This window comes from Streptomyces sp. NPDC059875, assembly GCF_042731085.1.
GTDB lineage: Bacteria > Actinomycetota > Actinomycetes > Streptomycetales > Streptomycetaceae > Streptomyces.
In genome coordinates, this window is sequence record NZ_JBHWJZ010000015.1 from 124,338 (window position 1) to 140,218 (window position 15,881).

Below are 15,881 nucleotides of genomic sequence, written 5' to 3' on the forward strand. Positions count from 1 at the left end.
CCGCAGGGCCGAAGGCCGACCACGAGCACCCCGCGACCCGTGAGAGACTGGTCTAGACAACCGCTTGAGACTTGAAGGGCAACACCATGGCTGAGCGCCGCGTCAACGTCGGCTGGGCCGAGGGCCTGCACGCCCGCCCCGCCTCCATCTTCGTCCGTGCCGCCACGGCCTCCGGCGTCCCCGTGACGATCGCCAAGGCCGATGGCAACCCGGTGAACGCCGCGTCGATGCTCGCGGTGCTCGGCCTGGGCGCGCAGGGCGGCGAGGAGATCGTGCTCGCTTCGGACGCCGACGGCGCCGAGGCCGCTCTGGACCGTCTGGCGAAGCTGGTTGCCGAGGGGCTCGAGGAGCTTCCCGAGACCGTCTGACCGAATTCCGATGGAGCCGCACACGCCGAAATGACGGCGGGTGCGGCTCCATTGTTTACCCCCGCCGGCCGTCCCGTCGATTTCCGTGGAATTCAGGGCAGCACGAAGGACGCCCAACCAATTCCTATTCTTTGTATACGGCCCGCGTGTTAATTGCGGACGCTCGCCGTGTTTACGACGTGTTGCGAAGCCCTCACACGCCCGCGCTCGGGGCGCTTCAACCGGTGCCGGCCCAGCGAGCGCTCCGCGTGCAGCGCGGTCAGGGTGCGGGCCCGCTCGGCGTCACCGCGCGCCAGCGCGTCCACGATCGCCCCGTGCTCGGCCCACTCCTCGACGGGCTGGGCGGCCGGCTCGACGGCGTACATCCAGGCGATCTTGTGCCGCAGCTGGGTGAGCAGCGCCGTGAGCGCCGGGCTGCCGGAGGCCTGCGCCAGCGTCTCGTGGAACCAGCCGCCGAGCGAGCGCAGATCCTCGCCCTGGCCACGCCTGGCCCGTTCCTGCCCCAGCCTGACCAGGCCACGCAGCACCTTGAGATGGGCCTCGGTGCGGCGCTGGGCGGCACGCGCGGCACCGAGCGGCTCCAGCAGCGCCCGTACGTCGAGCAGGTCCGCCGCCTCCTGGTCGGTGGGCTCGGCCACATGGGCGCCCGCGTGGCGGCGGCTGATCACGAAGCCCTCGGACTCCAGGGTGCGCAGCGCCTCGCGGACCGGGACGCGGGAGACCCCGTAGCGGCGGGCCAACTGCTCCTCGGTCAGCCGACTGCCGCAGGCGAAGACGCCGGAGACGATGTCGTCCCGGATCGCCGTGCATACCGAGTGCGCGGGAATGCGCATGTTCGACCTCCGCCTTAATCCGCGCGAAACCGGGCTCGTCGGCGACTCTATTGCAGCGGGGCGGCATTTCCGATGGCTCCCCGGGAACCATGGATATCTTTTGGACAGCGAAAAGCCCCGGCTCAGTACGAGCCGGGGCTTTTCTGACGTGCCGGGGGACCGCGGTCAGACGTTCACGCCGCGGGCGCGCAGGTACGCGACCGGGTTGATGTCGGAGCCGTACTCGGCGGTGGTGCGCGCCTCGAAGTGGAGGTGCGGGCCGGTCGAGTTGCCGGTCGAACCGGAGAGGCCTATCTGCTGGCCCGGGGTGACGGACTGGCCGACCGAGACACTGATGGCCGACAGGTGACCGTACTGGGTGTACGTGCCGTCGTTCATCCGGATGACGATGTTGTTGCCGTACGCGCCGCCCCAGCCGGCCTCGACGACGGTGCCGGAGCCCACGGAGACGACCCGGCTGCCGGAGGCGGCGTGGAAGTCGACGCCGGAGTGGCTGCCGGAGGACCAGAGCGAACCGCCGGTCTTGTAGCCGGTGGTCACGTACGAGCCGGCCACGGGGAGCTGGAAGGAGTTCAGTCGCTTGCGCTCGGCCTCACGGGCGGCGCGCTCCTTGGCCTCGCGGACCTCCTTGGCGCGGGCCTCGGCCTTGCGCTTCGCCTCGGCCTTCGCACGGGCCTCGGCCTTGGCCCGCTCCAGGGCCTCGGCGGCCTCGCGCTCCTGCGCGGCGGCCTGGGCGTCGATCGTGTCCGCGAGGGAGTCGGCGGCGACGATCTGCGTCAGGCCGGTGTCCTCGAGGGAGGGGGCGTCCGGTTCGGCGGCGAGCGCCGGGGAGGCGAGGGTTCCGATGACGCCGGTGGTGGCGAGCGTCGCGACGCCGGCGATGCCCGCGCTGCGGCGCGCCAGACGGCTCGGACCACGATGCTTCCCGGTGGCACGGGTGAACGCCATGTAGTGGCTGATCCTTTCCTTCCTTCTCGCCTACCGGGTTAGCTGACGGGTTCGGAGCAGGAAGGTCTCCTACGGGCCCCTCCGCACGGATGCGAAGGCGTCCGATTCACCCCAGGGACTTCGTGTGGGTCCCCGGCTCCCCAGGCTCGCGCCTGACGGGGACTCGGCGATGACTGTCCGATGCCGCGGGTGCGGCGGGTGCAACTGGCGAACAGCCGGACCGACGCTAAGCGGACCATCTTTCAATCACCAAACAGACACGCCCGTTTGTAAGACATGCCACAGGGCATACGCCAACCCTCTCCCGCAATCCGGACAAAGAGGAGGACCCCGACGTACCGTGACGTCGGGGTCCTCGAAGTCGCGCCCTGTCGCGGCGCCGCCAGCTCAATCAGCCGGTGACGACGGTCACTTCGCCGATCCCGAGGGCGCGCACCGGCTCCTCGATATGCGCCGCGTCACCGACGAGCACGGTGACCAGACGGTCCACCGGGAACGCGTTGACGACGGCCGCCGTCGCCTCCACCGTGCCGGTCTCGGCCAGCCTCGCGTACAACTGCGCCTGGAAATCGTCCGGAAGGTGCTGCTCGACCTGGTCGGCGAGCGTCCCGGCGACCGACGCGGCGGTCTCGTACTTCAGCGGCGCCACGCCCACCAGGTTCTGCACGGCCACATCGCGCTCGGCGTCCGTCAGACCCTCCGCGGCGAGGGTGCGCAGCACCTTCCACAGGTCGTCAAGTGCCGGGCCGGTGTTGGGAGTGTCGACCGAACCGCTGATGGCGAGCATCGAGGCGCCGTTGCCCCGGCCGTCGGAGCGCAGCACCTGGCCGAAGGCCCGCACGCCGTACGTGTAGCCCTTCTCCTCCCGCAGGACGCGGTCCAGACGGGAGGTGAGGGTGCCGCCGAGGCAGTACGTGCCGAGCACCTGCGCCGGCCAGACGCGGTCGTGCCGGTCGGCGCCGACGCGCCCGATGAGCAGCTGGGTCTGGACGGCGCCCGGCCGGTCCACGATGACCACCCGGCCGGTGTCGTCGGCCGTGATCGGCGGGACGGGGCGCGGCTCGGCGCTGCTCCCGGTCCACGCGCCCAGCGTCTCGGCGAGGACTTTGTCCAGGTCCACGTCGGTCAGGTCGCCGACGACCACGGCGGTGGCCGTGGAGGGGCGGACGTACGCCTCGAAGAAGGCGCGCACGGCCGCGGCGTCGATCGCCTCCACCGTCTCCTCGGTGCCCTGGCGCGGCCGGGACATGCGCGAAGTGGCCGGGAACAGCTCCTTGGAGAGCTGCTTGGCCGCCCGGCGGGCCGGGTTGGCCGTCTCGTGCGGGATCTCGTCGAGCCGGTTGCGCACCAGGCGCTCGACCTCGGTGTCGAGGAAGGCCGGCGCGATCAGCGCCTCGGAGAGCAGGCCGAGCGCCTTGGGCAGCCGGGAGACGGGGACCTCCAGGGAGACCCGTACGCCCGGGTGGTCGGCGTGCGCGTCGAGCGTGGCGCCGCAGCGCTCCAGCTCGGCCGCGAACTCCTCTGCGGAGTGCTTGTCCGTGCCCTCGGAGAGGGCCCGGGCCATGATCGTGGCCACGCCGTCCAGCCCCTCGGGCTCGGCGTCCAGCGGGGCGTCGAGGAAGATCTCGACGGCCACCACCTGCTGGCCGGGGCGGTGGCAGCGCAGCACCGTCAGGCCGTTGTCCAGCGTTCCGCGGTCCGGGGCCGGGAAGGCCCAGGGCTTGGCGGCGCCCGGCTCCGGCTGCGGGTGGAACGTCATGCTCGTCAAAGACGCGGCAGCGTCGGTCACTGGTCCGCTCCCTCTTCCTCGTCGCTGTCGCTCTGTTCGGTACCGATCGGCTCGTAGACGAGCACCGCGCGGTTGTCCGGGCGCAGCCGGGCCTTGGCGACCGCCTGCACCTCCTCCGCGGTGACGTCCAGGACCCGGTGCACGGCGGTCAGGGCGAGCTGCGGGTCGCCGAACAGGACCGCGAAGCGGCACAGTTCGTCGGCGCGGCCCGCGACCGTGCCGAGCCGGTCCAGCCACTCGCGCTCCAACTGGGCCTGGGCGCGCTCCATCTCCTCGGGCGTCGGGCCCTCGGCCGCGAACCGGGCCAGCTCCTCGTCGACGGCGGCCTCGATCTCGGGCACCTCGACACCGCCGGACGTCTTGACGTCCAGCCAGCCCAGCGAGGGCGCCCCGGCCAGCCGCAGCAGGCCGAAGCCGGCGGCCACCGCGGTGCGGTCGCGGCGGACCAGGCGGTTGTGGAGCCGCGAGGACTCGCCACCACCCAGGACCGTCAGGGCGAGGTCGGCGGCGTCGCACTCGCGCGTGCCGTCGTGCGGGAGCCGGTAGGCGGCCATCAGCGCGCGCGCCGGGACCTCCTCCTCGACGACCTCGCGCAGCTGCTCCCCGATGGTGTCGGGCAGCGTGCCGTCGCGCGGCGGCAGCTTGCCGTCGTGGGACGGGATGGAGCCGAAGTACTTCTCGATCCAGGCCAGGGTCTGCTTGGGGTCGATGTCGCCGACGACCGACAGCACCGCGTTGTTCGGCGCGTAGTACGTACGGAAGAAGGCCCGCGCGTCCTCGAGGGTGGCCGCGTCCAGGTCGGCCATGGAGCCGATCGGCGTGTGGTGGTACGGGTGGCCCTCCGGGTACGCGAGGGCGGTGAGCTTCTCGAAGGCCGTGCCGTAGGGCACGTTGTCGTACCGCTGGCGGCGCTCGTTCTTGACGACGTCCCGCTGGTTCTCCATGGACTCGTCGTCCAGGGCGGCGAGCAGGGACCCCATGCGGTCCGCCTCCAGCCAGAGCGCAAGCTCCAGCTGGTGGGTGGGCATGGTCTCGAAGTAATTGGTGCGCTCGAAGCTCGTCGTGCCGTTGAGCGAGCCGCCCGCGCCCTGCACCAGCTCGAAGTGACCGTTGCCGTGGACCTGCTTCGAGCCCTGGAACATCAGGTGCTCGAAGAGGTGGGCGAGGCCGGTGCGGCCCGCGACCTCGTGGCGCGAGCCGACGTCGTACCAGAGGCAGACCGCGGCGACCGGGGTCAGGTGGTCCTCGGAGAGCACCACGCGCAGGCCGTTGGCCAGCCGGTGCTCGGTCGCTGTCAGGCCGCCGGAGCCGGCCTCTGCCGTGGCCGTGTGACCCATGGGCATGTACGTCCCTTCGATCGCGATATGGAAAAGTCCTGCCACCCTATGCAAGCGCACTGACACCTGGCGAAGTTCCCGCTGGTTCGCGGCGTCCCTCTTCCGGGTCGCGCGGGCCTCTCGTACGGCCGACAACCGGCCCGTACCCGGGTCGCGGTCGGCGTTGTCGGTGGGACGGTCCACAATGGTCCGCGTCAGATCAACCTTGTTGGTGAAGGAGCCGCAGCCGCGATGGCCCGCCGCAGCACGAAGACACCGCCGCCGGACGACGCGTTCGAGGAGAGGATCCTCGACATCGACGTCGTCGACGAGATGCAGGGCTCCTTCCTCGAGTACGCGTACTCGGTGATCTACTCCCGCGCGCTGCCGGATGCCCGCGACGGCATGAAGCCGGTGCAGCGCCGCATCGTGTACCAGATGAACGAGATGGGCCTGCGCCCCGACCGCGGCTATGTGAAGTGCGCGCGCGTCGTCGGCGAGGTCATGGGCAAGCTCCACCCGCACGGCGACGCGTCGATCTACGACGCGATGGTGCGCATGGCCCAGCCCTTCTCCATGCGCCTCCCCCTCGTCGACGGCCACGGGAACTTCGGTTCGCTGGGCAACGACGACCCGCCGGCCGCCATGCGGTACACCGAGTCCAAGATGGCCGCCGCGGCGCTGATGATGACGGAGTCGATCGACGAGGACACCGTCGACTTCTCGCCGAACTACGACGGCCAGGAGCAGGAGCCCGTCGCGCTCCCCGCCGCGTACCCGAACCTCCTGGTCAACGGCGCGTCCGGCATCGCCGTCGGCATGGCGACGAACATGCCGCCGCACAACCTGGGCGAGGTGATCGCGGCCGCCCGGCACCTGATCCGGTACCCGAACGCGGACCTCGAGGCGCTGATGCGTTTCGTGCCCGGCCCCGACCTGCCCACGGGCGGCCGGATCGTCGGCCTGTCCGGCATCAAGGACGCGTACGAGAACGGCCGCGGGACGTTCAAGATCCGCGCCACGGCGACGGTGGAGAACGTGACGGCCCGCCGCAAGGGCATCGTCGTCACCGAGCTGCCCTTCACGGTCGGCCCGGAGAAGGTCATCTCCAAGATCAAGGACCTGGTCGGCTCCAAGAAGCTCCAGGGCATCGCGGACGTCAAGGACCTCACCGACCGCAACCACGGCCTCCGCCTGGTCATCGAGGTCAAGAACGGCTTCGTGCCGGAGGCGGTCCTGGAGCAGCTCTACAAGCTGACGCCGATGGAGGAGTCCTTCGGCATCAACAACGTGGCGCTGGTCGACGGCCAGCCGCTCACGCTGGGCCTCAAGGAGCTCCTGGAGGTCTATCTCGACCACCGCTTCGACGTGGTGCGCCGCCGCTCGGAGTTCCGCCGGACCAAGAAGCGCGACCGGCTGCACCTGGTCGAGGGTCTGCTCGTCGCGCTGCTCGACATCGACGAGGTCATCCGCCTCATCCGCTCCAGCGAGAACTCGGCGCAGGCCAAGGAGCGCCTGATCGAGCGCTTCTCGCTGAGCGAGGTCCAGACGCAGTACATCCTGGACACCCCGCTGCGCCGGCTCACCAAGTTCGACCGGATCGAGCTGGAGACCGAGCGCGACCGGCTCAACGGCGAGATCGACGAGCTGACCGGGATCCTGGAGTCCGACAGCGAGCTGCGGAAGCTGGTCTCGGCCGAACTGGCCGCGGTGGCGAAGAAGTTCGGCACCGACCGGCGCACGGTCCTGCTGGAGTCGGCGGGTGCGCCCGTCACCGCCGTGTCCCTGGAGGTCGCGGACGACCCGTGCCGGGTGCTGCTGTCCTCGACGGGTCTCCTGGCCCGTACGGCGACGGAGGAGATCGCGGCCGCCTCGGAAGGCAGGCGCGCCAAGCACGACGTGATCGTCTCCGTGGTGCCGGCGACGCAGCGCGGCGACGTCGGCGCGGTGACCTCTGCCGGACGGCTGCTGCGGATCGCGGTCATCGACCTGCCGCAGCTGCCGATCACCGCCGCCGCGCCGAACCTGGCGGGCGGGGCGCCGCTGGCGGAGTTCCTCACCCTGGAGGACGACGAGACGGTGGTCTGCCTGACCACGCTCGACGAGGCCTCGCCAGGCCTGGCGCTGGGCACCCTGCAGGGTGTGGTGAAGCGGGTGGTGCCGGACTATCCGGCGAACAAGGACGAGTTGGAGGTCATCACCCTCAAGGAGGGTGACCGGATCGTCGGCGCGACCGAGCTGCGCACGGGCGAGGAGGACCTGGTCTTCATCACCTCCGACGCCCAGCTCCTGCGCTACCAGGCCTCGCAGGTACGGCCGCAGGGCCGCCCCGCGGGCGGCATGGCGGGCATCAAGCTGGCCGCGGGCGCCGAGGTGATCTCGTTCACGGCGGTGGACCCCGCCGTGGACGCGGTGGTGTTCACGGTCGCGGGTTCCACGGGCACGCTGGACGACTCGGCCGGTACGTCGGCGAAGCTGACGCCGTTCGACCAGTACCCCCGCAAGGGGCGGGCGACGGGCGGCGTGCGCTGCCAGCGCTTCCTGAAGGGCGAGGACGTGCTGATCCTCGCCTGGGCGGGCGCGACCCCGGCCCTCGCCGCGCAGAAGAACGGCACCCCGGTGGAGCTGCCGGAGGCCGACCCGCGCCGCGACGGCTCGGGCACCCCGCTGCCGAAGCCGGTCGCGGTCCTGGCGGGCCCGGCGAGCTAGTCGACCGGCTCTTCCTCGTTCTGTCGTACGTACCGCAGGACGCCCCACATGCTGTGCTCGTCGGGGGCGTCCTGCGGGCCGTTCACGCGGCAGGCGTCGAGCTCCTTGCGCAGCGCCTCGCCGTCGACGCCCGAGCCGATGAGGACGAGCTGGGTGAGGCGTTCCTGGCCGGCCGGCCAGGGCTCGGGGTAGAAGCGCAGGAACCGGCCGACGGCGTGCACGGAGTAGCGGTTGCCGGGGTCGGCGGCGCCGAAGTCGACGAATCCCTTGATGCGGTAGAGGCCCTCAGGGCGGGAGTCCAGGAACTCCATCAGTCGGCGCGGGTGGAGGGCGGTGTCCGAGGCCAGGGAGAGGGTCTCGTAGGCGGCGTGCGGGTGGTCGTGGTCCTCGGGGTCTCCGTAGAGCAGGTCCTCGATGGACATCTGCCCTTCGATCTCCCCCTCGGGCACGACCCGGTCGAAGAGCAGCTCGGGGTCGACGCGTCCGTGCGCCGTACGGACCACCGCGGCGGGTCCCGCGAGCCCGCTGACGACCGCGTGGACGGCCTCCAGCTCCCGCGCCTCCACCCGGTCGGCCTTGTTGACCACGACCAGGTCGGCGAGGGCGAGATGCCGGTCGGTCTCGGGGTGCCGCGCGCGCGTGGCGGAGAACTCGACCGCGTCGACGACCTGAACGAGCCCGCCGTACACGATCCGCTCGTTCTCGCTGGCGAGCACCATCCGCACCAGCTCCTGGGGCTCCGCGAGCCCGCTCGCCTCGATCACGATCACATCGAGGCGCAGCTCGGGCCGGGTGAGCACCTCCAGGTACTCGTCCAGCTCGCTCACGTCGACGGCGCAGCACAGGCACCCGTTGCCGAGCGAGACGGTGGACCCGACCTGCCCGGCGACGGTCATGGCGTCGATCCCGATGTCGCCGAAGTCGTTGACCATGACCCCGATCCGGGTGCCCCGTGCGCTGCGCAGCAGATGGTTGAGCAGCGTCGTCTTCCCCGACCCGAGAAACCCGGAGAGGACGACGACGGGAATCTGCTGGCTGGTCAAGGAAACCCTCCGACGACTCGACACACCAAAGCCCCCAGAATAGGCACGCAACCCCAGGACCCCCGCACCCGCCGACGGCGCACAACCGCCCACAGGGCGACCCGTACCTCTGCTCTCTCAGCTGCACGGGTGGTGCGGGTGGGAACCCCAGCCCGGCCGGAGGCCGGGCGCACCCCCACCGGCCCGCGGCCGACGACACCGCGCCCACCACGCCCCGCCCCGGCCCCACCAAGCGCGGCCCCCGCCGCCCCCGCACATTTCCGGTCACGGCCCCCCGCCCCGTACCGTTCCTGCCATGAGCCCCGCACCGACCGCCCCCGCCGCGCGCCCCCCGTCGCGCCGTCGGCGGTTCGGCTGGCCGCGGCGGGTCTTCGCCCAGGTCCTCCTCATGCAGCTGGCCATCGCCACCGGCGTCACGGTCCTGGCCACCGGCCTCTTCCTCGCACCGCTGAGCGACCAGCTCGACGACCAGGCCATGCGCCGCGCCCTCGCCATCGCCGAGACGACCGCGTCCCCGCAGGTCGCCGCCGCGCTGAAGACCTCCGCGCCCTCCGCCCAGGGACCCGTGCAGACGGAGGCCGAGCGGATCCGACAGTCCACGGGCGCCGAGTACGTCGTCGTCATGGACACCCGGGGCGTGCGCTGGTCCCACACCGACCCCACCCAGATCGGCAGGCGCGTCTCCACGGACCCCAGCGCGGCCCTCGCCGGGCGGGAGGTCATGGAGATCGACAGCGGCACCCTGGGCCGCTCCGCCCGCGGCAAGACCCCGTTGCGCAACGCCGACGGGACCATCGTCGGCGCCGTGTCCGTCGGTATCGAGTACGACAGCGTCCAGGACCGCCTGCTCGGGGCGATCCCTGGGCTCCTCGCGTACGCCGGCGGGGCGCTGGCGGCCGGCGCCCTCGCCGCGTATCTGATCTCCCGCAGACTGCAGCGGCGGACCCACGACCTGGCGTTCTCCGACATCTCCGCGCTGCTCGCGGAGCGCGAGGCCATGCTCCACGGCATCCGCGAGGGCGTCGTCGCCCTCGACCGCACCGGCCGGATACGCCTGATGAACGACGAGGCCCAGCGCCTCCTCGGGATCGGCCCGGAGGCCACCGGCCGGCCGCTGGAGGAAGCCCTCGGGCCGGGCCGTACGGCCGACGTGCTGGCCGGGCGGGTGACGGGCGAGGACCTGGTGACCGTCCGCGGTCACCGGGTCCTGATCGCCAACCGGATGCCGACGGACGACGGCGGCGCCGTGGCCACCCTGCGCGACCGTACCGAGCTGGAGCGCCTCGGCCGCGAGCTGGACTCCACCCGCGGTCTGATCGACGCCCTGCGGGCCCAGGACCACGAGCACGCCAATCGTCTCCACACCCTCCTGGGCCTTCTCGAGCTGGAGATGCACGACGAGGCGGTCGAGTTCGTCACCGAGGTCGTCGGCGTCCACCGGGCCACCGCCGAGCAGGTCACCGAGAAGGTCCACGACCCGCTCCTCGCCGCGCTCCTGGTGGGCAAGGCCACGGTCGCCGCGGAGCGGGGCGTGTCCTTGCGGATCTCGCACGACTCGCTGCTCCCCGACCGTCTGGTCGACCCGCGCGAGCTGGTCACCGTCGTCGGCAACCTCGTCGACAACGCTCTGGACGCCGCTGCCGGCACCGCCGAGCCCCGCGTCGAGGTCGCCCTGCGGGCCGAGGGGCGCACCGCCGTCCTGCGGGTCACCGACAGCGGGCCGGGCGTCCCGGACGATCGGCGCGAGCTGATCTTCACCGAGGGGTGGACCACGAAGGAGCTGCCGTCGCACGGCAAGCGAGGTCTGGGCCTGGCCCTGGTGCGGCGGCTCGCCGAGCGGCAGGGCGGCAGCGCCCGGGTCGCCGACGGGCCGGACGGGGGCGCCGAGTTCACCGTCGTCCTCCCGGAGGCGCTGAGCGAACCGGAGCCGCGGCGGGAGCCGGACCCGGAGCCCGCGATGGCCCCGGCATACGAGGAGCCGCGATGATCGACGTACTGGTCGTGGACGACGACGTGCGCGTCGCACAGATCAACGCGGCCTATGTGGCGAAGATGCCCGGGTTCCGCGTCGTCGCCACCGCCCACTCGACCGCGGAGGCGATCACCCGGCTCGGCGAGGTCCCGGTCGACCTCATCCTGCTCGACCACTACCTGCCGGACGAGAACGGCCTCGCGGTCGTACGGGAACTGCGCCGGCAGGGCCACCTGACCGACGTGATCATGGTGACCGCGGCGCGCGACGTGGCGACGGTCCAGGCGGCGATGCGCCACGGCGCGCTGCAGTACCTGGTCAAACCGTTCACCTTCGCCGGGCTGCGCGCCAAGCTGGAGGCGTACGCCGCCCTGCGCCACACCCTCGACGGCGGCGGCGAGGCCGAACAGGCCGAGGTGGACCGGATCTTCGGCGCCCTCTCGGTGGGTGCGGCCGAGCCCGAACTGCCGAAGGGGCACTCCCCCACCACCGCGGAGCTCGTACGACAGGTGCTGCTCGCCGCCGACGGGGCCCTCTCCACGCAGGAGATCGCCGAGCGGGCCGGCGTGAGCCGGCAGACCGCCCAGCGCTATCTCAAGCTGCTCGAACGCACCGGGCGGGTACGCCTCTCGCTGAAGTACGGCGAGACGGGCCGACCCGAGCACCGCTACGTCTGGACGCCGGCCGCGCCCTGAGCTCCCGGTGTGCTCACACCGCCCCTGCGCCGGTCAGCGCCCTGACCTCCGTCTCCGCGTGCTTGGCCGCGTCCGGCGGCTCGGAGGAGGTGACCGTGCCGATCCAGCCCGCCAGGAAGCCGAGCGGGATGGAGACCACTCCCGGGTTCTGGAGCGGGAAGACATGGAAGTCGACGCCGGGAAAGAGCGCGTCGGGGCTGCCGGAGACGACCGGCGAGAGGACGACCAGCAGGACGGCCGGGACGAGTCCTCCGTACACCGACCACACGGCGCCGCGCGTGGTGAAGTTCCGCCAGAAGAGCGAGTAGAGCAGCACGGGGAGATTGGCGGAGGCGGCGACCGCGAAGGCGAGTCCGACCAGGAACGCCACGTTGAGGTCCCGTGCGAGCAGTCCGAGCCCGATTGCGGCGACGCCGATCCCGGCGGCCGCCAGGCGGGCCACTGTCACCTCGCTGTACTGCTTCGCGTGCGCGTTGCGGCGGCGCAGCGAGGCGTACAGGTCGTGGGCGACGGAGGCGGAGGAGGCGAGCGTGATGCCGGCGACGACGGCCAGGATGGTCGCGAAGGCGACGGCGGCGACGATCGCGAAGAGGACGGTGCCGCCGGTCGAACCCGCTCCCCCGCCGAGGTCGAGGGCGAGCAACGGTACGGCGGTGTTCCCCGCGGCGTTCGAGGCGCGGACGGCGTCGGGACCGATGATCGCGGCCGCGCCGAAGCCGAGGACGATCGTCATCAGATAGAAGCTGCCGATGAGCCCGATGGACCAGACGACCGACCGGCGGGCGGCCCGCGCGGTGGGCACGGTGTAGAAGCGGGACAGGATGTGCGGCAGGCCCGCGGTGCCCAGGACGAGCGCGATACCGAGGCTGATGAAGTCGAGACGCGCGGTCCACTCCCCGCCGTAGCGCAGCCCGGGTGCGAGGAAGTCCCGTCCGTGTCCGCTGCGCTCGGCGGCGGTGGTGAGCAGTTGGTTGAAGTCGCCGTGGAAGCGGAGCAGGACGAGCACGGTGAGGGCGATCGTGCCGGCCATGAGCAGGACCGCTTTGACGATCTGGATCCAGGTGGTCGCCCGCATCCCGCCCAGCGACACATAGATCACCATCAGGGCTCCGACGCCGATCACGGTCCAGGAGCGGGCGGCCTCGCTCGTGCCGCCGAGGAGGAGGGCGACCAGACTGCCGGCGCCCACCATCTGGGCCACGAGATAGAGCACGGAGACGGTGACGGAGGACGTCCCGGCGGCGATACGGACGGGGCGCTCGGCCATCCGGGCGGCGACGACGTCGGCGAGCGTGAACCGGCCGCAGTTGCGGACCAGTTCGGCGACGAGCAGGAGCACGACCAGCCAGGCGACGAGGAAGCCGACGGAATACAGCATCCCGTCGTACCCGAAGAGCGCGATGAGGCCCGAGATACCGAGGAAGGAGGCGGCGGACATGTAGTCGCCCGCGATGGCGAAACCGTTCTCCATGGGCGAGAACAGTCGGCCGCCGGCGTAGAACTCCTCCGCCGAGCCGTGCCGGTTGCGGCTCACCCAGGTGGTGATCGCCAGCGTCACCGCGATGAACGCGCTGAAGAGCAGCAGTGCGAGTGTCTGATGGTCGTCGGTCACCGCCGCCCCCCTCGCGTGTCCTGAGCGCGCGTCTCGTCGTACACGGTCCAGCGCAGTTCCAGCGCCGCCCGGTCCCGGCGCAGCCGGGCGTGCCGCGTATAGGCCCAGGTCAGCAGGAAGGTGGAGAGGAACTGGCCGAGTCCGGCGACCATCCCCACGTTCACCGCGCCGGCGACGGGCCGGGCCATCAGACCGGGCGCCGCGGTCGCCGCCACGACATAGGCGAGGTACCAGAGAAGGAAGCCGAGGACGGCGGGGACCACGAACCGCCGGTAGCGGCTGCGTACTTCCTGGAAGGCGGCGCTGCGCTGGACCGCCAGATAGATGTCGGCAGTGCTGTGGCCCGGCTGCTGTCGCGGTACGGCTCCGGACACCGGCGCTGTGTGCGCCGTGGCACCGGGCGGCGCATCGGTCTCGGCCGCCTCGCCCCAACCGGCGGCCAGTGCGTCGTACCAGGGGTCGTCGATCCGCACTGCCGGGGCACCCGGCTCTTCGTGCTTCTCCACCGGTGAACTCTCCTTGTCAGCGAACCGTTTCGGCCGCGTGCCCAAGGATGGACAGAGCGGGAAGATCCAGGACTCTTCTCCTCTCCCACTTCACCCCATCAGGTGATGGATTCCCCAGGTGGTGCGACGAGCCCGTGCTGATATGCGTACCGGACGGCCTGCGCCCGGTCCCGCACCCCGGTCTTGGCGAAGAGGTTGTTGATGTGCGTCTTGACGGTCGCCGTGGAGATGCCCAGGCGGCCGGCGATCTCCTGGTTGGAGAGTCCGTCCGCGACCAGGGTGAGCACTTCGGTCTCGCGCTCGGTGAGTCCGTCGGGTTGGGACTCCCCGGACTGCGGGCTGCGCCATCCGTCCCGTGCCACTCCGGACGGTCCCCCTTCGGACGGTGAGCGCCCCTGCGGCTGGGCCATCAGCTGTTCCAGGAGCCGTCGTTGGACCGCGGGGGCGAGCCCGGCCCGGCCGTCGAGCACGTCATGGACGGCCCGTACGATCTCCTCCCCGCCCGCGTCCTTGGTGAGATAGCCCCGGGCGCCGGCGCGGAGCGCCGGGAACAGCGAGTCGTCGTCGGCGTAGGTGGTGAGCACGACGACCTCGGTGTCCGGGTGTTCGGCGCGAATGCGCCGGGTCGCCTCCACACCGTCGCAGCGCGGCATCCGAAGGTCCATCAGCACCACATCGGGGGCGAGTTCGGCGGTCAGCGCGATGGCTTCCTCGCCGTCCCGGGCGGCTCCGACGACCTCGATGCCGGGCAGCAGTCCGAGGACCAGCACGATGCCCTCGCGCACCATGGACTGGTCGTCGGCGACGATCACACGCGCGATCCGGCCGGTCTCGTACCGGCTCCCGTGGCCGCTCATGCCGGAACCCGCAGCCGCACCGCGAAGCCCTTGCCCTCGGGGCCGGCGTCCAGCGTGCCGCCCAGGAGCTCGGCGCGCTCCCTCATCCCGAGGAGGCCGTAACCGGAACCGGAGGCGCTCAGCCCGGCGCCCTCCGCGTCTCCGGCCGCACCCGAGTCCCGTATCTCCAGGGCGACCTCGCCCGTCTCGTAGGCGAGGCGGAGCCGGGTCCTGGCCCCGGGCGCATGCTTCCGTACGTTGGTGAGGGCCTCCTGGGCCACCCTGCGTACGGCCTGGGAGGCCTCGGCCGGGAGGGGCCTGCGGACGCCGGTCACCTCGACCTCGGTTCGGTCCTCGCGTGCGAGCTCCCGCAGATAGTCCTCGACGGGCACCATGTCGCCGCGGAGCGCGGAGAGCGCGTGCCGGGTCTCGGCCAGCCCTTCACGTGCCATGGACCGGGCGGCGACCACCCGCTCGAGGATCTCCTCCCTGCGGGCGCCGGCCTCGATCTGCAGCCGCGCGGCCTCCAGGTGCACCATCTGGGCGGAGAGGCTGTGCGCCAGGACGTCGTGGATCTCCCGGGCGATCCTGGCCCGCTCGGCCAGGGCCGCGGAGGCCGCCTCGGCCTCGCGGGCGGCCCGCTCGTGGGCCAGCAGCCGGAACCCGGCGCTGCGGGCCTCGGCGTCCAGGCGCAGGGAGTATCCGGTGAGCAGCACGGCGGCGGTGGTCACTCCGGCCCCCAGAACCCCGGTCTCGTCCGCGTCGACGAAGCCTCCGGCGAGGACCAGCACGGTGGCCAGGGCGACGAGGAGAGGCAGTCGCTCCATCGCCGTGATCGAGACGACGATCCAGAGCAGCGTGGCGGACACATGGGCGCCGGCGGCATGTGCGCCGAGCCCGAGGGCGGCGACGAGGGCGAGCAGGCCGAGCGAGCGTGACAGCCGATGCGCGAGGGTCGTCGCGTGGTAGGTCCGGATCGCGGCCGCGCAGAGGACGAGACCGAGCGGGGGCAGGACCCCGTACCCACCGGGAAAGGCTCCCGAGGTGTACGCGCTCACCAGGATCCCCCCGCCGATCGCGGCCAGCAGAAGGCCGTCGAGCACGAGGCGGCCGCGCGGCACACCGACCCGTGTCAGCGCCTCGGGCGCGGGCCACATGAGCCGTCGATGGGTCGACCTGCTGCTGGTCATCTCCGTCCCCCTCCGTCGATTCGATGCTACGGAGGGGAGGCGCGTCCGTGATCGCCTCAGGGGT

General features: G+C 71.8%; 13 protein-coding genes and 1 riboswitch. Of the genes, 4 read left to right on the top strand and 9 right to left on the bottom strand.

All coding sequences use genetic code 11. From position 1 onward, the window contains the following. Positions 1-86: 86 nt before the first annotated feature. Positions 87-368 (top strand): HPr family phosphocarrier protein, encoded by a 282-nt coding sequence (locus ACFV9D_RS20100; protein ID WP_030118648.1) that lies wholly within the window; start codon positions 87-89, stop codon positions 366-368. Between the two features lie 149 nt (positions 369-517). On the opposite strand, the gene ACFV9D_RS20105 is transcribed toward ACFV9D_RS20100, so the two are convergent. From ACFV9D_RS20105 to ACFV9D_RS20120, 4 genes are all read right to left on the bottom strand, one after another. Continuing rightward, positions 518-1,201 (bottom strand): GntR family transcriptional regulator, encoded by a 684-nt coding sequence (locus tag ACFV9D_RS20105; RefSeq protein ID WP_385147602.1) that lies wholly within the window; start codon positions 1,199-1,201, stop codon positions 518-520. Between the two features lie 165 nt (positions 1,202-1,366). After that, positions 1,367-2,149: a M23 family metallopeptidase gene (locus ACFV9D_RS20110; RefSeq protein WP_385147605.1), complete on the bottom strand. Its 783-nt coding sequence runs from the start codon at positions 2,147-2,149 to the stop codon at positions 1,367-1,369. 12 nt (positions 2,150-2,161) lie between these two features. Beyond that, positions 2,162-2,328, bottom strand: a riboswitch (cyclic di-AMP (ydaO/yuaA leader). A gap of 212 nt (positions 2,329-2,540) precedes the next feature. Beyond that, the gene (locus ACFV9D_RS20115; protein WP_385147734.1) at positions 2,541-3,908 is read right to left on the bottom strand and encodes a M16 family metallopeptidase; all 1,368 of its coding nucleotides are present in this window, start codon (positions 3,906-3,908) and stop codon (positions 2,541-2,543) included. Positions 3,909-3,934: 26 nt separating this feature from the next. Then, on the bottom strand, positions 3,935-5,281 hold the full coding sequence (locus tag ACFV9D_RS20120; RefSeq protein ID WP_385147608.1) for a M16 family metallopeptidase: 1,347 nt from the start codon (positions 5,279-5,281) through the stop codon (positions 3,935-3,937). 225 nt (positions 5,282-5,506) lie between these two features. Between ACFV9D_RS20120 and ACFV9D_RS20125 the strand changes: the two genes are divergently transcribed. Beyond that, positions 5,507-7,963: a DNA topoisomerase (ATP-hydrolyzing) subunit A gene (locus tag ACFV9D_RS20125; protein WP_385147610.1), complete on the top strand. Its 2,457-nt coding sequence runs from the start codon at positions 5,507-5,509 to the stop codon at positions 7,961-7,963. On the opposite strand, the gene ACFV9D_RS20130 is transcribed toward ACFV9D_RS20125, so the two are convergent. Further along, on the bottom strand, positions 7,960-9,006 hold the full coding sequence (locus ACFV9D_RS20130) for a CobW family GTP-binding protein (RefSeq protein WP_385147613.1): 1,047 nt from the start codon (positions 9,004-9,006) through the stop codon (positions 7,960-7,962). The genes ACFV9D_RS20125 and ACFV9D_RS20130 overlap by 4 nt on opposite strands. 295 nt (positions 9,007-9,301) lie before the next feature. Here ACFV9D_RS20130 and ACFV9D_RS20135 point away from each other — a divergent pair, with 295 nt between their 5' ends. Next, positions 9,302-10,993, top strand: a complete 1,692-nt coding sequence (locus tag ACFV9D_RS20135; RefSeq protein WP_385147616.1) for an ATP-binding protein — start codon at positions 9,302-9,304, stop codon at positions 10,991-10,993. After that, entirely contained in the window at positions 10,990-11,673 is a 684-nt protein-coding gene (locus ACFV9D_RS20140; protein ID WP_385147619.1) for a response regulator, read from the top strand. Before ACFV9D_RS20135 ends, ACFV9D_RS20140 begins: the two co-directional genes overlap by 4 nt. Positions 11,674-11,686: 13 nt before the next feature. On the opposite strand, the gene ACFV9D_RS20145 is transcribed toward ACFV9D_RS20140, so the two are convergent. The 4 genes from ACFV9D_RS20145 to ACFV9D_RS20160 form a co-directional block, all read right to left on the bottom strand. Continuing rightward, the gene (locus tag ACFV9D_RS20145; protein ID WP_385147622.1) at positions 11,687-13,285 is read right to left on the bottom strand and encodes a cation acetate symporter; all 1,599 of its coding nucleotides are present in this window, start codon (positions 13,283-13,285) and stop codon (positions 11,687-11,689) included. Beyond that, positions 13,282-13,791 carry a DUF485 domain-containing protein gene (locus tag ACFV9D_RS20150; protein ID WP_385147625.1) on the bottom strand — a complete coding sequence of 170 codons (510 nt, stop codon included), beginning with the start codon at positions 13,789-13,791 and terminating at the stop codon, positions 13,282-13,284. Before ACFV9D_RS20150 ends, ACFV9D_RS20145 begins: the two co-directional genes overlap by 4 nt. A 98-nt stretch (positions 13,792-13,889) precedes the next feature. Further along, positions 13,890-14,648, bottom strand: a complete 759-nt coding sequence (locus ACFV9D_RS20155; protein ID WP_385147628.1) for a response regulator — start codon at positions 14,646-14,648, stop codon at positions 13,890-13,892. After that, on the bottom strand, positions 14,645-15,817 hold the full coding sequence (locus ACFV9D_RS20160) for a sensor histidine kinase (protein WP_385147631.1): 1,173 nt from the start codon (positions 15,815-15,817) through the stop codon (positions 14,645-14,647). The genes ACFV9D_RS20155 and ACFV9D_RS20160 overlap by 4 nt, the downstream gene beginning before the upstream one ends. Positions 15,818-15,881 lie beyond the last annotated feature (64 nt).

Bases quoted from the DNA above. Each gene is read 5' to 3' on its own strand.
- ACFV9D_RS20100 (WP_030118648.1), top strand. From the start codon at position 87: ATGGCTGAGCGCCGCGTCAACGTCGGCTGGGCCGAGGGCCTGCACGCC.
- ACFV9D_RS20125 (WP_385147610.1), top strand. From the start codon at position 5,507: ATGGCCCGCCGCAGCACGAAGACACCGCCGCCGGACGACGCGTTCGAG.
- ACFV9D_RS20155 (WP_385147628.1), bottom strand. From the start codon at position 14,648: ATGAGCGGCCACGGGAGCCGGTACGAGACCGGCCGGATCGCGCGTGTG.
- ACFV9D_RS20120 (WP_385147608.1), bottom strand. From the start codon at position 5,281: ATGCCCATGGGTCACACGGCCACGGCAGAGGCCGGCTCCGGCGGCCTG.
- ACFV9D_RS20135 (WP_385147616.1), top strand. From the start codon at position 9,302: ATGAGCCCCGCACCGACCGCCCCCGCCGCGCGCCCCCCGTCGCGCCGT.
- ACFV9D_RS20115 (WP_385147734.1), bottom strand. From the start codon at position 3,908: ATGACGTTCCACCCGCAGCCGGAGCCGGGCGCCGCCAAGCCCTGGGCC.
- ACFV9D_RS20110 (WP_385147605.1), bottom strand. From the start codon at position 2,149: ATGGCGTTCACCCGTGCCACCGGGAAGCATCGTGGTCCGAGCCGTCTG.
- ACFV9D_RS20105 (WP_385147602.1), bottom strand. From the start codon at position 1,201: ATGCGCATTCCCGCGCACTCGGTATGCACGGCGATCCGGGACGACATC.
- ACFV9D_RS20140 (WP_385147619.1), top strand. From the start codon at position 10,990: ATGATCGACGTACTGGTCGTGGACGACGACGTGCGCGTCGCACAGATC.
- ACFV9D_RS20160 (WP_385147631.1), bottom strand. From the start codon at position 15,817: ATGACCAGCAGCAGGTCGACCCATCGACGGCTCATGTGGCCCGCGCCC.